At 37.0% G+C, this 13252-nt stretch carries 14 protein-coding genes; 10 read left to right on the top strand and 4 right to left on the bottom strand.

The features are described 5' to 3' along the window. Positions 1 to 69 precede the first annotated feature (69 nt). The 3 genes from MM213_RS06965 to MM213_RS06955 form a co-directional block, all read right to left on the bottom strand. On the bottom strand, positions 70 to 1497 hold the full coding sequence (locus MM213_RS06965; RefSeq protein WP_241410776.1) for an alpha/beta hydrolase family protein: 1428 nt from the start codon (positions 1495 to 1497) through the stop codon (positions 70 to 72). Between the two features lie 95 nt (positions 1498 to 1592). Then, complete coding sequence (locus MM213_RS06960; RefSeq protein ID WP_241410774.1) at positions 1593 to 2132, bottom strand: helix-turn-helix transcriptional regulator; 540 nt, start codon at positions 2130 to 2132, stop codon at positions 1593 to 1595. Between the two features lie 2 nt (positions 2133 to 2134). Beyond that, on the bottom strand, positions 2135 to 2527 hold the full coding sequence (locus tag MM213_RS06955; protein ID WP_241410772.1) for a VOC family protein: 393 nt from the start codon (positions 2525 to 2527) through the stop codon (positions 2135 to 2137). Positions 2528 to 2614: 87 nt separating this feature from the next. Between MM213_RS06955 and MM213_RS06950 the strand changes: the two genes are divergently transcribed. The 8 genes from MM213_RS06950 to MM213_RS06915 all read left to right on the top strand — a co-directional run bounded on the left by MM213_RS06950 (position 2615) and on the right by MM213_RS06915 (position 8866). Beyond that, positions 2615 to 3280, top strand: a complete 666-nt coding sequence (locus MM213_RS06950) for a heme exporter protein CcmB (RefSeq protein ID WP_241410770.1) — start codon at positions 2615 to 2617, stop codon at positions 3278 to 3280. 249 nt (positions 3281 to 3529) lie between these two features. After that, complete coding sequence (gene ccsA, locus MM213_RS06945; protein WP_241410768.1) at positions 3530 to 4207, top strand: cytochrome c biogenesis protein CcsA; 678 nt, start codon at positions 3530 to 3532, stop codon at positions 4205 to 4207. A gap of 4 nt (positions 4208 to 4211) precedes the next feature. Next, complete coding sequence (locus MM213_RS06940) at positions 4212 to 4475, top strand: CcmD family protein (RefSeq protein WP_241410766.1); 264 nt, start codon at positions 4212 to 4214, stop codon at positions 4473 to 4475. A 121-nt stretch (positions 4476 to 4596) separates the two neighbouring features. Continuing rightward, positions 4597 to 5013 (top strand): cytochrome c maturation protein CcmE domain-containing protein, encoded by a 417-nt coding sequence (locus tag MM213_RS06935; protein ID WP_241410764.1) that lies wholly within the window; start codon positions 4597 to 4599, stop codon positions 5011 to 5013. Between the two features lie 20 nt (positions 5014 to 5033). Beyond that, positions 5034 to 7562 (top strand): cytochrome c biogenesis protein CcsA, encoded by a 2529-nt coding sequence (ccsA, locus tag MM213_RS06930; protein WP_241410762.1) that lies wholly within the window; start codon positions 5034 to 5036, stop codon positions 7560 to 7562. Positions 7563 to 7694: 132 nt separating this feature from the next. After that, entirely contained in the window at positions 7695 to 8036 is a 342-nt protein-coding gene (locus tag MM213_RS06925; RefSeq protein ID WP_241410760.1) for a DUF3467 domain-containing protein, read from the top strand. Beyond that, positions 8029 to 8508: a hypothetical protein gene (locus tag MM213_RS06920; RefSeq protein ID WP_241410758.1), complete on the top strand. Its 480-nt coding sequence runs from the start codon at positions 8029 to 8031 to the stop codon at positions 8506 to 8508. The genes MM213_RS06925 and MM213_RS06920 overlap by 8 nt, the downstream gene beginning before the upstream one ends. Beyond that, positions 8486 to 8866 (top strand): hypothetical protein, encoded by a 381-nt coding sequence (locus MM213_RS06915; protein WP_241410757.1) that lies wholly within the window; start codon positions 8486 to 8488, stop codon positions 8864 to 8866. Before MM213_RS06920 ends, MM213_RS06915 begins: the two co-directional genes overlap by 23 nt. Positions 8867 to 8872: 6 nt before the next feature. Here the strand turns inward: MM213_RS06915 and MM213_RS06910 are convergent, their stop codons facing one another. Then, on the bottom strand, positions 8873 to 9409 hold the full coding sequence (locus MM213_RS06910) for an RNA methyltransferase (RefSeq protein ID WP_241410756.1): 537 nt from the start codon (positions 9407 to 9409) through the stop codon (positions 8873 to 8875). 87 nt (positions 9410 to 9496) lie between these two features. Between MM213_RS06910 and mutS the strand changes: the two genes are divergently transcribed. After that, entirely contained in the window at positions 9497 to 12109 is a 2613-nt protein-coding gene (gene mutS, locus MM213_RS06905; RefSeq protein ID WP_241410755.1) for a DNA mismatch repair protein MutS, read from the top strand. A 224-nt stretch (positions 12110 to 12333) separates the two neighbouring features. Beyond that, positions 12334 to 13137 carry a LuxR C-terminal-related transcriptional regulator gene (locus MM213_RS06900; RefSeq protein ID WP_241410754.1) on the top strand — a complete coding sequence of 268 codons (804 nt, stop codon included), beginning with the start codon at positions 12334 to 12336 and terminating at the stop codon, positions 13135 to 13137. The last annotated feature ends 115 nt before the right edge of the window (positions 13138 to 13252 follow it).

The following is a 13252-nucleotide window of genomic DNA, read 5'->3' as shown; positions in this document are numbered from 1 at the left end:
GACTGGAATCATATCCAATTATCTTGAAAATTAAAGCTAAAGCTTTTTACAAAAATCTCAAAGCCAAACTTAATCAACGTTCAATACTTCAGGATAATCAGTCATTTTCTCTTGATCCTTATCCAAGAGGTTTTTATCAAAGAAATTTAAAATCAAACTATTGATAATTTCATAAGCTTTGAAAACATCTATTGTACCAGATTCATTCACATAAGGGACTTTTACAATGAGCGGAATATCCATAAAATTGGAGTGCCCTGAATTTTTGATCATAAGACTTGTGAAATTCTCTTTATCCAAATTTCGATAAGAAAATTTATTGAGCTTAGGGTGGTTTTCGTCCCATTCTGAAGAGATCAAAAGAAAAGGTTTATTAAAAGAAGTATCTATCATCGTCCCCCATTGCACTCCATCCAAATTGATCCCAGCCAAGATCCTGTCATCATCTAGCATTGCTTGTCCTGCTGCGGAAGCCCCTTGAGAATGCCCAAACACCCCAATTTTAGACAAATCTAAATGATCACCAAAAAAAGAGGTGTTTTCTAATTTTTGCAGGTAATCAATCAGGTCTGTAATATCTTCACTCCATCGCTCGGTAATCTCGGCAGCAACATAATCTCTGATCAGGTCTTCTACAGCCGCCAATTTCTCCGCTTCATTTTGTGCATTTTGGTATTCTTGCGTAGCATTCCAAGCCATCTCTGCCATTTTTTGATTATTGGTTTTTCTATCAAACTCTTTATGGTAAAGCTTTATTTCTCCATCTGGAAAAAGGGCACCACTGCTTTCATAAGTATGATTCAGGTTGAAAACAATATATCCTTGACTTACCAATTCTTCCATCAAAGCATAATATCCATAAGCTTCTGAATAAGAGCCATGGGAAAAAACCAAAACCGGAAACTTCCCATTTGCTATTTCCGGATTCAAAAAAGTGTTGGTCTTGAAATAGTCAAAATAATTGGTAAACCAGCTTGGCAAGCCATATTTACTTGAAAAACCAAGTCTATTTCCTTGATCAAGATATGGTTCACGCATTTCATCTACTACGAGAGCTGGATACCAAACCTTTACCATGAAAGCTCTTTTGTCCTCGGGGTTTTCCGAGATGATTTCGGGACGATCAATGTTGATAACTAGCTGCTTGGACCCTACCTGATATTCACCTTTGGGTATTGGCAAATCAAATATGGGGAAGGCTACAGGAAGTATCCAACCAACCAAAATGAAAATTAGAGCAAAAAACCCAATTGTGAAAGATGCTAATTTATTTTTCGCCCAAAAGCTTTTTTTTGAAAGTAGCAAAGTCAGATTCAATAGGGTGAAAATGTATGCTGGAAACATTTGCCATCTCAAGCCTTCGAAAAATAGATGTGCCAAAAATATAAAGGAGACTAATACAATACTTAGAAGTCTATACTTTTTATAAGGTTTGAAGAGAAAAAAAACTGGAATTAGCGTGGAGGTGATCAGTAAGATGATTTCGATAGGTCTCATATATTTTTATTTTGACCGAAACTATAAAAAGTGTGAGGTAATGAGACAATTTACCTAATAGACAAATAATGGACAGGCACACAGAAACCTATTTATCAGACACTTAAAATAAAACTATCCAGATCTTCTTGAGGTTCTAATGAGATTTTTTTTCGAAGTCGATACCTGGCTTTGTTGACACTTGCAGGAGTAATATTCAAAATTTGGCTGATTTCTTTTGCTGTCAGATTCATTCTGATCAATGAGCATAACCGAACTTCTTGGGTGGAGATTTCAGGAATCAACTGATAAAGAGATTCGTAAAAATGTGGATAAACTTTTTCAAACTCTGCATAAAATGCACTGACTTGTAATGCATTAAAGTTAGATTTGATAAGTTCTCGCAATGAAGCTTCTAAGTTAGTTTCAAGGAGAAAATTCCTAGACTCCAAACTCGACATTTCTTGCGCTTTCATTTTTGTCTCTAGCTGTTCATACAGACTTTTTTTGCGCAAAGATTTAGACTGAATCCGTTTCAATTGCTTTTTTCTCAAGAAAAAAGGTATTGCTACAAATCCAACTACCAACAAAAAAAGTGCTGTTATGAACAGAATGCAAAAGACAAACCAGGTATCGACATCTACTCTAAAATTCATTTTTACAGATCTGAATGCAAACCAACAGTATTTCCTTCAGTGTCTAAGATTACACTGCAAAAGCCATGCTCTCCAATTGGCATTTTTTCTTGGATAACTTGTCCACCTGCCTGCTGAACTCTGGACTCCTCTACTGAACAATCCTCACAAGTGAAGTACACAAGTGTCCCTCCTGCACCAGGTTTGAAGTCGGCAGTTTTACAGAGTGCCCCACTGATATTCTTTTCGCCTTCTGCCCAAGGAAAACACCACATTTCCAAATCACTAAAGTCCCCTGGTGTTTGCATGGGGATCATTTCGATTTGAAAAACATTTTCATAAAACTTTTTAGCTCTATCCATGTCTTCAACATAGATTTCGAGCCAGGTAAAAGGGTTTTTTACAGCTTTTGACATGATTGAGTTATTTTTAGATGATTTAAGATACAAAGAAATTTATAATGGAGATCATTTATCCACTATCTTTGGCACAAATCATCAAGCATGTTTCAACAAATCCATACACTAATCCTCAAAGAACTCACACTAGAATGGAGGCAGAAATATGCTCTCAATGGGATTTTGCTGTATGTGGTCTCAGCTGTATTTATCACTTACCTCAGTGTAGGAGCAAAGCAGGGTAATATTGGAGTTCCTACTTGGAATGCTCTTTACTGGATTATCATTCTTTTTTCAGCCGTGAATGCTGTGGCAAAAAGTTTTGTACAAGAGCATCAGGGAAGGCAATTGTACTATTATATGGTAGCTTCTCCTGAAGCCATTATCGTTTCGAAGATTATTTACAATTCAATTTTGACATTGGTTTTGGCACTTTTGGGGTATTTGGTATTTAGCATCATTTTGGGAAATCCCGTTCAGGATCAAGGGTTGTTTCTGCTAAATCTTATCTTAGGGTCATTGGGCTTTTCGGCTTGCCTTACCATGGTATCCGGCATCGCCTCCAAAGCCAGCAACAATGCCACATTGATGGCAATCTTGAGCTTTCCTGTCATCATTCCTATTCTCCTGATGACTATTCGAGTTTCCAAAAATGCAATTGACGGCTTGGACTGGAGTGTCAGTGTGGACAAGGTGATTACACTTTTAGCAATCAATGCGATTATTTCAGCAACAGCTTATATCTTGTTTCCTTATTTGTGGAGGAGTTGATATTGAAAATCCAGCAATTCATTGACATTCCTTTGGTACTGTTTAAATAACTGACAAAAAGCACAGGAATCAGGAACTTATAGCTTATTTTTGCGCTTGAAAAGCAAAAATCGATTACATAAAATCGAGCATAATGAAAATGTCAATGGTAGATATGATTAAATCATGCGACCTGCCTACCGGTAGACAGGGATTCCATAGCCTGTCCCGACCGGTCGGGATGACCTCTTAAAAACAAATAATAAACACATGAAATCTAGCTGGTGGAAAATTCTGACAATAGTACTATTAGCTTATACTATTATTGCAGGACTCTTACTTGATGTTCCCAGACTTCCTATTCTCAACGAAACCATCCGAGCACTCTATTTCCATGTCACTATGTGGTTTGGAATGATCATCATGCTCGTAGTAGCAGTCATCTATAGCATCAAATTTCTTAGGACAAACGACCTTAGAAATGATGACATTGCGATTGAGTTTACAAATGCAGCGATTCTTTTTGGTGTGTTGGGCATTGTGACAGGAATGCTGTGGGCAAAATTCACCTGGGGAGATTATTGGAGTGGAGATCCAAAGCAGAATGCATCAGCTATTGGCTTATTGATGTATTTTGCATATTTGATTTTGAGAAATTCACTAACAGATGTGCACCAAAGAGCCAGAATCGGCGCAGTATATAATATTTTCGCTTTTGCTGCCTTTATTCCTTTGATTTTCGTATTACCAAGATTGACGGATAGCCTCCACCCGGGGAATGGTGGTAACCCAGGGTTCAATGCATACGATATGGATAGCAACTTAAGACAAGTGTTCTATCCTGCTGTGATAGCGTGGACGCTCTTGGGTACTTGGCTTAGTGTAGTGAGAGTGAAGCTCAAAAGAGCAGAAAGAAAAATAGAAGACAGATTGATCAATCAATTATAAGTAGATGAAAAAGTGGTTTATTATATTATTTCTCTTGGTTAGCCTTCAAAGCTACGCACAGGAGAAAATCGCCATCACAGAAGACGATTATACCAATTCGAAAATCGAAATGGCTGATGTCATGCGGTCAGAAGGGAAAATATATGTCTTAGTAGGAATTATCGGGATCGTATTTGCCGGAATATTGGTTTATGTAATTGCAACAGATAGAAAAATCAGCAGATTGGAAAAATTGCTTGAAGAAGATCGTGGGATAAATTCAAAATAAAAAAGATTCGGAATCTGGGACACTTCACAAACAAAGTCACACTGGATTCCTCCAAAAGTTGGGATAGAACATCCTAATAATTGGGGAAAATTACGACCGTTAAAAATCAAATTATAAACAGATGAAAAAAGGGCACATTTTAGGACTTGGGATCATTGCAATAGCAATAGTGATCATCGTTTCGATGTTGGGAGATGCAAGTACGTATGAAAGTTTTGCTACTGCCAAGGAAATGAAGTTGAAGGGTGAAGACAAGGCTATTCATGTAGTGGGTCAATTGAAAAAAGGTATATCAGGAGAAGTAGAGGGAATTGAAGTAAATGAAAACAAAACCTCATTTTACTTCATGATGGTAGATAATGATGGTACCGAGCAAAAAGTCTTTTACAATGAACCTGTACCTGCAGATTTCCACAGGTCTGAGCAAGTTGTGGTCATTGGTGCTTACAAATCAGAGGAAATTTTCATGGCGGATAAAATCTTGATGAAATGTCCTTCCAAATACCAAGAAACGGAAGTGAATACTGCCGGAATGTAAATTTGATTAAAGACTAAGATATGATTAATACCTTTGTTGGTAATTTAGGCCATTTTGCTACTATTCTTGCTTTTGTGAGTGCTGTAGTGACGGCCTTTTCCTATTATAAATATACTGTAGCTTCAGAGATGGAGAAGACAAGCTGGAGAAATTTCAGTCGAATACTTTTCTATATTCATTCTGTTGCGAGTGTGACGATTGCAATATCACTTTTTGAAATTATTTACAGTCATCGGTTTGAGTATTTCTATGCTTACTCACACTCATCCATAGCCTTGCCAGTACACTACATGATTTCCAGCTTTTGGGAAGGTCAAGAAGGTGCTTTTATTTTATGGATTTTCTGGAACGTAGTTTTAGGGCTGGTAATAATCCATACCAATAAATCTTGGGAAGCTCCAGTAATGGTCGTATTTGCACTTGTACAGGCTTTTTTGGTTTCAATGATTCTGGGAGTGGTTATTGGTGATTTGAAAATCGGTAGTTCTCCATTTATACTCTTGAGAGACGCTGTATCTGCCCCGATCTTCCAGATGAACCCAGACTTTGTACCCGAGGATGGTACAGGCTTGAATCCATTATTGCAAAATATCTGGATGGTCATTCATCCACCAACGCTGTTTTTGGGATATGCCAGCACATTGGTTCCGTTTGCATTTTTGATGGCCGGATTGGCTTTCAAAAGATATTCTGAATGGATCCGTCCCGCTTTGCCTTGGGCAATATTCTCCGCGATGATATTAGGTATGGGAATTATAATGGGGGCTTATTGGGCGTATGTCACATTGAATTTTGGAGGTTATTGGAACTGGGATCCTGTAGAAAATGCTGTCTATGTACCATGGCTGATCATGGTAGCGAGTATTCATACCATGATTACTTACAAGAAAAGTAGCACTGCATTAAAAACTTCTATTGTGCTGGTAATAGCATCATTTATATTGATTCTCTATGCAACATTCCTCGTTAGAAGTGGTGTTTTAGGTGACTCTTCGGTGCATTCGTTCACGGACTTGGGACTTTCAGGACAACTATTGATATACATGCTATTCTTCTTGGCAATAGCTATTTTCTTAGCTGTCAGAGCGTGGAAGCACATCCCCACTTCGGACAAAGAAGCCTCTGTATATTCGAGGGAATTCTGGATTTTCATTGGTGCCACCACTTTGTCACTGATGGCATTTCAGGTAATTCTACCTACTTCGATTCCGGTATGGAACGCCATAGTAGAAAGTTTTGGAGGAATCTCCAATATGGCACCCCCTACTGATCAAGTTGGCTTCTATACCAAATTCCAACTTTGGTTTGCTGTAGTTTTGGCTCTTCTTACTGCCGTAGGACAGTTCTTTTGGTGGAACAAAATAGATGGTAAGACACTAAAAGAGACTTTGGTGATGCCATATATTATTTCAGTTTTAATATCAGCGGTAATTATTGTTACAGGGAAGGTTTATGACATTAGCTATATCATCGTGGTATTGGCTGGAGCATTTACCATAGTGGCGAACGCTACTATTTTGTTCAAACTCCTAAAAAAATCAACCTTCAAACTTGCTGGAGGCTCTTTGGCACATATTGGACTTGGTATGATCTTGATTGGAGTAATGTTCTCTTCGGGCTATTCGGAAGTGATTTCTTACAACCTATCGGGTTTGACTTACAAAAACAGCTTCGAAGACGAAATAAACAAAGAGCATGTATTGCTTTGGATCAACAAACCTACACAGATCAAAGATTATACTGCTATCTATAGAGGTAGGCAGAAAAAGGTAGTCGGTGTACCGGGACTTGTGGATAGCAAAATCTTGAAAAAAGCCGAAGGAGTAAATCAGGCAATAGCTTTGAAAGATATCGTAGTGGATGGAAAAACATACCACAGAGAAGGTGAGTTTGTTCAAATCGTCTTGGAAGAAAACAATTACTACAAAATAGATTACTACCAAGAAGATCAATTGGCTTTTTCCTTAAGTCCGATGGCACAGTACAATACCTCCATGGGTTTGATATCATCTCCAGATTCAAAGAGATATTTGAGTAAAGATTTGTACACATTTGTATCTGTGATCAACGATCTAGATGATCCTGAGTGGAGAGAAGGAGAAGTGTTTGAAGTATCTCCAAATGACACATTCTTCATATCTGACATGGTCACCAAGTTCGAAAGCGCGGACGTAGTGAAGGAATTGGATGGGATGCAGCTATTCGATGGCGATGTAGCCGTAAAAGCCAAGCTAACCATTCAGGATTATGATGTGGAAAAAGTGTTGGAGCCAATTTTTATAATTAGAAATAATCAAGTCGGCAGAGTTCCAATCATAGATGATGAACTTGGAATCAAAATTGAGTTGACGAATATTTTACCTGAAGAGAACAAGTTTGTCTTTACAGTCAATAGCACTCAAAAAGACTATGTAATCCTCAAAGCTATTGTCAAGCCTCAGATCAATATTCTATGGGCTGGGACGATCATTATGTTGATCGGATTCTGTGTGGCGATCTACAGAAGATATGACGAATTCTCTAAGATGCGGGATAAGGGTTTGGAGTAAATATTTTACACAAGTACAAGTGCAGAATCACGGACATAATGCATTTGTACTTGTGCAATTTTGATAAAATCTAGAAATTTAATTTTTGAATGTTGGTTTTAAATTGTAATTTTCAATATAAAATCGACAAATATGCAAACCAAAAGTAGAATCATTTCCAAATATATTTTCAAGGATGATTATAATCCTAAATATGTCAATGGAGCTTTTGGAGGTCTTGGTCCACAAGGAGAATTTATCATAAACTTCTATTTTGAAAGAGTGCCCTTGCCAAATTCACAGACCTTTGAGATAATCGATGGAAATTCAGTACAAGAAATTGAAAATGAAAGAAAACCATTAGATCATGAACAAAGTTTGGTTAGAGTCGTTGAAAATGGTATAATTATGGATTATCAACACGCTAAAGAAATCCATAGATGGCTAGGAGAGCATTTGAAAACCTTTGAAAAAACTTTTTTGAACAATGAATAATTTAATATTTCGAAACACAAGTACCAAAAGTCTTGTAATAGATTTAGGCGTTAAATCTATAGATTATACTATTCTGGGGGATCAAAAAATTGGATTTGAAAATCAATTTACAAGAACACCCAAAAACAAATTTTTCAGTCCTCTTTTAAACAATATTGATACACTAAAATCAATTAAAAATTTACCAAAAGGATGGAATGGAGAGAATACTTTTAAATTCTCTGAGGATTTAATTCAAAAAGTTTATAATATTCTGTCGATTTTAACATTTCAACCAGAAATCTTTCCAACAGGTCGAAATAGTATTCAATTAGAATTCGAGCGGGAAGATAATTACTTGGAGTTCGAAATTTTTGAAGATAAAATCATTGCCCTAATTCAGTTTAATGAAATCGACGAGGAAAAAGAAGTAGAAGAAATTGACATTTTAAATCTAGTTGAGGATTTTTATGCTTCAGAATTATATATCTGATCAAGAGATTCTGTATAGGGCAATTAAGCCTTATCCAAATTGGTGGAAAGCAGAGATAAACAGACCTTCATCGGCAGCATTTAAAGACTCTAGAGGAGTTTCTGTCGATAGAGATTTTGCAAGACCTCCTGAACAAGTCATAAAGGAATTAAGAAATCGGTTTACGCTCAAATCTGTTGTTTCAATAGGAGCAAATGTTTGCCGGGAATTTGAAACATTTCCAGTTTCAAAACCATTACCAAATCAGCCTGAGCATGCAGAAATCCATAGAAGTGAACATGAAATCGAACTCACAAGCGGTCAGGCAAGAAAGTTAAGCAAAGCAGCAAAAATAGAATATTTTTGTCATACTATTTAAGTGCATTTATCTCAACAAACCCATCTTCGTCATAAAATCCCAAATCCCAATCCCCAGAGTCACGGAGATATTCAATGAATGTTTTGTTCCCAATTGAGGGATTTCTATGACATGATCGGAAGCTTTGACAACTTCATCTTCTACCCCAAATACTTCATTCCCAAAAACCAACGCATACTTGCTTTCAGGTTTGGCATCAAATTCATTTAACTTCACACTTCCTTCTACTTGCTCAAAAGCACAGATTTCGTAACCTTTTGACTTGATTTCTTCCAATGCTTCTAGGGTGGTGGATTTATATTCCCAAGTCACAGACTCTGTAGCACCAAGGGCAGTTTTTTGGATATCACGATGCGGAGGTGTACCTGTAATCCCACATAGATAAATTTTCTCTATCAAAAATGCATCGGAAGTTCTGAAAGCAGACCCAACATTGTTCAAGCTGCGAATATTGTCCAATACAATGATTATCGGGCTCTTATCCACTTCTTTGAATTCCTCCACTGAGAGCCTATTGAGCTCTTCCATACTTAATTTTTTCATTGGGTTTTGATTACCTTTCTTATTATTTTAATTTCAAGCTTTCAAGCAGATTCAAAATTAGCATAAAGATTTAATTTAAGGTACAAAATGGCCAAAGCGAAGGTAACAGAAGTAAAAGAAACACCCTTGATGAAGCAGTATAATGCTATCAAAGCAAAACACCCTGGAGCATTGCTGCTTTTCAGAGTCGGGGATTTTTACGAGACTTTTGGTGAAGATGCCATCAAGGCAAGCAAAGTGCTTGATATCGTATTGACCAAGCGTGCAAATGGCTCTGCTTCTCATATTGAACTTGCAGGATTTCCACATCATTCTTTGGACAGCTACCTGCCAAAGCTTGTCAGAGCTGGAAATCGGGTTGCTATCTGCGATCAACTCGAAGACCCTAAAGAAGTCAAAGGGATCGTCAAGAGAGGTGTCACAGAACTTGTGACTCCAGGGCTTTCGTTCAATGACAACGTGCTTGACAAAAGAAGAAACAACTACCTCGCATCAATATACTTTGGAAAAGACACTTTAGGCATTGCATTCTTGGATCTCTCGACAGGAGAATTTATGTGTGCTGAGGGTTCTCAATCTTATATCGAAAAATTGCTACAAAGCTTTAGCCCTTCTGAAGTCATTTATTCCAAAACTGCAAAAGCCAGGGCCTCTGAGATTCTCAAGGATAATTTTTCAACATTCCATTGTGAAGATTGGGTATATCAATTTGACTACACGTATGAAAAACTTACCAATCACTTTGCTACAAACAACTTAAAAGGATTCGGAATAGAAAATTTGGAGCACGGAATCATTGCTGCCGGTGCCGTACTTTTCTATTTGGAAGAAACTGAGCACAAAGAGGTAAAACATATCGCAGCCATTTCCAGAATTGCCGAAGAGAGGTATGTATGGCTAGACAAATTTACCATCCGAAACCTAGAGTTGGTCTATCCACAACAGGAAGGGGGGATTCCATTGATATCCATTTTGGATCATACCGTGACGCCAATGGGTTCGAGGATCATGAAAAAATGGATGGTCTTGCCACTAAAGGAAAAAGAGCCAATCGAAGAGAGGCTAAAAGTAGTGGAACACTTCTTTTCGGAAAGAGAACTTTCTGATGAAATTCTAATACACCTCAAGCAAATAGGAGATCTTGAAAGGCTGATTTCAAAAGTAGCAGTAGGAAGGATCAATCCAAGGGAGATGAACCAGTTGAAAAAAGCGCTCAAAAACACCCTTCCTATAAAAGAGCTTCTTAAAAAATCCTCAAACAACTCACTCAAAAAATTAGCAGACCAAGTAAATCCTTGTGAGTTTCTATTGGAGAAAATCGAAAGAGAACTCCAAGAAGATGCCCCTATGCTAACACATCAAGGAAACATCATCAATGATGGTGTAGATGCAGAATTGGACGAATATAGAGGTCTTGCCAATACTGGAAAAGATTACTTGGTACAATTGCAACAACGAGAGGTACAGAGAACAGGGATTTCTTCATTGAAGATTGCATTCAATAAAGTCTTTGGATATTACTTAGAAGTGACAAATTCACACAAGGATAAAGTACCAGAAGAATGGATAAGAAAGCAGACTTTGGTCAATGCAGAGAGGTATATTACTCCAGAACTCAAAGAATATGAAGAAAAAATCCTCAATGCTGAGGAAAGGATGATTGCAATAGAACAGAAGTATTTTCTTGCTTTGGTTCAAGATGCATCAGAATATGTCACCCAAATACAGCAAAACGCAAGGGTTTTGGCAACTGTAGATGGATTGCTTTCATTTGCAACGGTGGCAAAAAACAATAATTATTGCAAGCCAAAAATATCAGATACAGACACGCTGGAAATCAAAGATGGGAGACATCCGGTGATCGAAAAGCAATTGCCTGTAGGTGAAGCATACGTTCCCAATGACATATATTTGGACAATGACACCCAGCAGATCATCATTATCACTGGGCCAAACATGGCGGGTAAATCTGCACTACTCAGACAGACAGCATTGATTGTATTGATGGCGCAGATGGGAAGTTTTGTACCGGCATCTTTTGCAAGGATTGGTATCATTGACAAAGTCTTTACACGTGTAGGAGCCTCAGACAACTTGGCCAAAGGAGAATCTACTTTTATGGTAGAAATGACAGAAACTGCCAGCATTCTAAATAATCTCTCAGATAGGAGCTTGGTCTTGATGGATGAAATCGGAAGAGGTACCTCTACCTATGACGGGATTTCCATTGCTTGGTCGATTGTAGAGTTTTTGCACAATCATCCGAAATCAAGGGCAAAAACACTTTTTGCAACCCATTATCATGAATTGAATCAATTGGCGGAGGATTTTCCAAAAATCAAAAACTTCAACGTGTCTGTCAAGGAGGTTGGAAACAAGGTGATTTTTATGCGAAAGCTAAAAGAAGGAGGCAGTGAACATAGCTTTGGTATCCATGTGGCCCAAATGGCAGGTATGCCAAACCCAGTTGTTCTAAGAGCTTCTGAAATAATGGTACACCTCGAGAAGGATAAAGATCTCAATGAGCAAAAGGAAAAAATTAAAGACTTGCCAAAAAATAACTATCAATTGTCCTTGTTTGAAATAGATCCAAAATACAAAGAAGCAAAGGAGATGTTAGATCAAATTGACATCAATACAATTTCACCAGTTGAGGCTTTAATTAAATTAAATGAAATTAAGAAAAAGCTTGAGAATTAATAAATTTTAATGACACTCAAGCTTGAAACTTGACAATTATATTATATATTTCAATAGTAATAGTTTTAAAAAAATGGCTATTACGCTGCAATCGAATAATCATAGGTTTAGTTTGTAGAAACTAAAAACAAACAAAACATATAGAGTTACAATTGGTTTGCTCATTACTAATTAAAATATTTTAATTGGTGTTTTTCATAACATCATGCCATTACGATTATATTATGGATAAATTTTTACGAGAAAAATTAAAGAGACAGAATTCCTTTTCAAATTTTTTTACGGAGTGGAAAGAGAGAGAATTCAATACTGAGGACATTGATGAAGATAAGCTACTTAGGGATTTAGAGACGATAAGTCAAAATCTAGGTATGAAAGAAGGCATAATTATAGGCTGTATAGATTACAGGGATTTGAGTTTAGCCTTCTTCACAGACAACGTAGAAGACATCATGGGATATCCTAGATCATTTTTTGAAAACAAAGGAATGGAGGCTGTGCTTGCCATGTTGCATCCTGAAGATGTGCCAGAATTAGCTAAGTTTCAAAAGATCGTTTTTGATCAATTGCAAGGATTGTCCCGAGAAGAAATGGAAACCTTTGAATTTTCGTACACAGTCAGATGGGTACATTTCAAGACCCAAGAAGTAAAATGGTTTGCTTCTAAGGTGAGGCCATATTTGATTGATAGGAATAAAAATGTGGTATTTGACCTTCACATAGTTGTGCATTTAGTAAATCCCCCACAGGTAAACGTATTTGATTGGAGTTATTCTTACACATCACAGTCAGGAGGTAAAGTCCATGCATCAAAAAAAGATCCTCAAACGATCAACTTCAATCTAACAAAAAAAGAGAAAGAAATTTCAAATCTTATATTGGAAGGTAAAAGTTCCCAAGAAATTGCTGAATTTCTTAACATTGCCAAAAACACTGTAAATACACACCGCAAAAACATCTTCAAAAAGCTAAAAGCAAAAAACACAATAGAATTGATGAAAATTCTGTTTACAACATCGATAAATTAATTTCCTGATAATCAACACTAGAAAGTTTAAATGGATAAATATTTGATTTTTTTTTCTCTTTGCTTTTGCAAATAAAGAAAACTGATATACCTTTGCACACACAAAAGACGGAAAC

The sequence above is a fragment of the Belliella alkalica genome, assembly GCF_022549785.1.
GTDB lineage: Bacteria > Bacteroidota > Bacteroidia > Cytophagales > Cyclobacteriaceae > Belliella > Belliella alkalica.
The sequence above is the reverse complement of the archived record's forward strand: the minus strand, read 5'-3'. Positions and strand labels throughout refer to the sequence as shown.

Excerpts from the sequence above, each read along its gene's own strand:
- MM213_RS06900 (WP_241410754.1), top strand. The coding sequence starts at position 12,334 with ATGGATAAATTTTTACGAGAAAAATTAAAGAGACAGAATTCCTTTTCA.
- MM213_RS06955 (WP_241410772.1), bottom strand. The coding sequence starts at position 2,527 with ATGTCAAAAGCTGTAAAAAACCCTTTTACCTGGCTCGAAATCTATGTT.
- MM213_RS06915 (WP_241410757.1), top strand. The coding sequence starts at position 8,486 with ATGCTTCAGAATTATATATCTGATCAAGAGATTCTGTATAGGGCAATT.
- MM213_RS06960 (WP_241410774.1), bottom strand. The coding sequence starts at position 2,132 with ATGAATTTTAGAGTAGATGTCGATACCTGGTTTGTCTTTTGCATTCTG.
- ccsA (WP_241410762.1), top strand. The coding sequence starts at position 5,034 with ATGATTAATACCTTTGTTGGTAATTTAGGCCATTTTGCTACTATTCTT.
- MM213_RS06935 (WP_241410764.1), top strand. The coding sequence starts at position 4,597 with ATGAAAAAAGGGCACATTTTAGGACTTGGGATCATTGCAATAGCAATA.
- MM213_RS06965 (WP_241410776.1), bottom strand. The coding sequence starts at position 1,497 with ATGAGACCTATCGAAATCATCTTACTGATCACCTCCACGCTAATTCCA.
- mutS (WP_241410755.1), top strand. The coding sequence starts at position 9,497 with ATGGCCAAAGCGAAGGTAACAGAAGTAAAAGAAACACCCTTGATGAAG.
- MM213_RS06925 (WP_241410760.1), top strand. The coding sequence starts at position 7,695 with ATGCAAACCAAAAGTAGAATCATTTCCAAATATATTTTCAAGGATGAT.
- MM213_RS06950 (WP_241410770.1), top strand. The coding sequence starts at position 2,615 with ATGTTTCAACAAATCCATACACTAATCCTCAAAGAACTCACACTAGAA.
- MM213_RS06920 (WP_241410758.1), top strand. The coding sequence starts at position 8,029 with ATGAATAATTTAATATTTCGAAACACAAGTACCAAAAGTCTTGTAATA.
- ccsA (WP_241410768.1), top strand. The coding sequence starts at position 3,530 with ATGAAATCTAGCTGGTGGAAAATTCTGACAATAGTACTATTAGCTTAT.
- MM213_RS06940 (WP_241410766.1), top strand. The coding sequence starts at position 4,212 with ATGAAAAAGTGGTTTATTATATTATTTCTCTTGGTTAGCCTTCAAAGC.
- MM213_RS06910 (WP_241410756.1), bottom strand. The coding sequence starts at position 9,409 with ATGAAAAAATTAAGTATGGAAGAGCTCAATAGGCTCTCAGTGGAGGAA.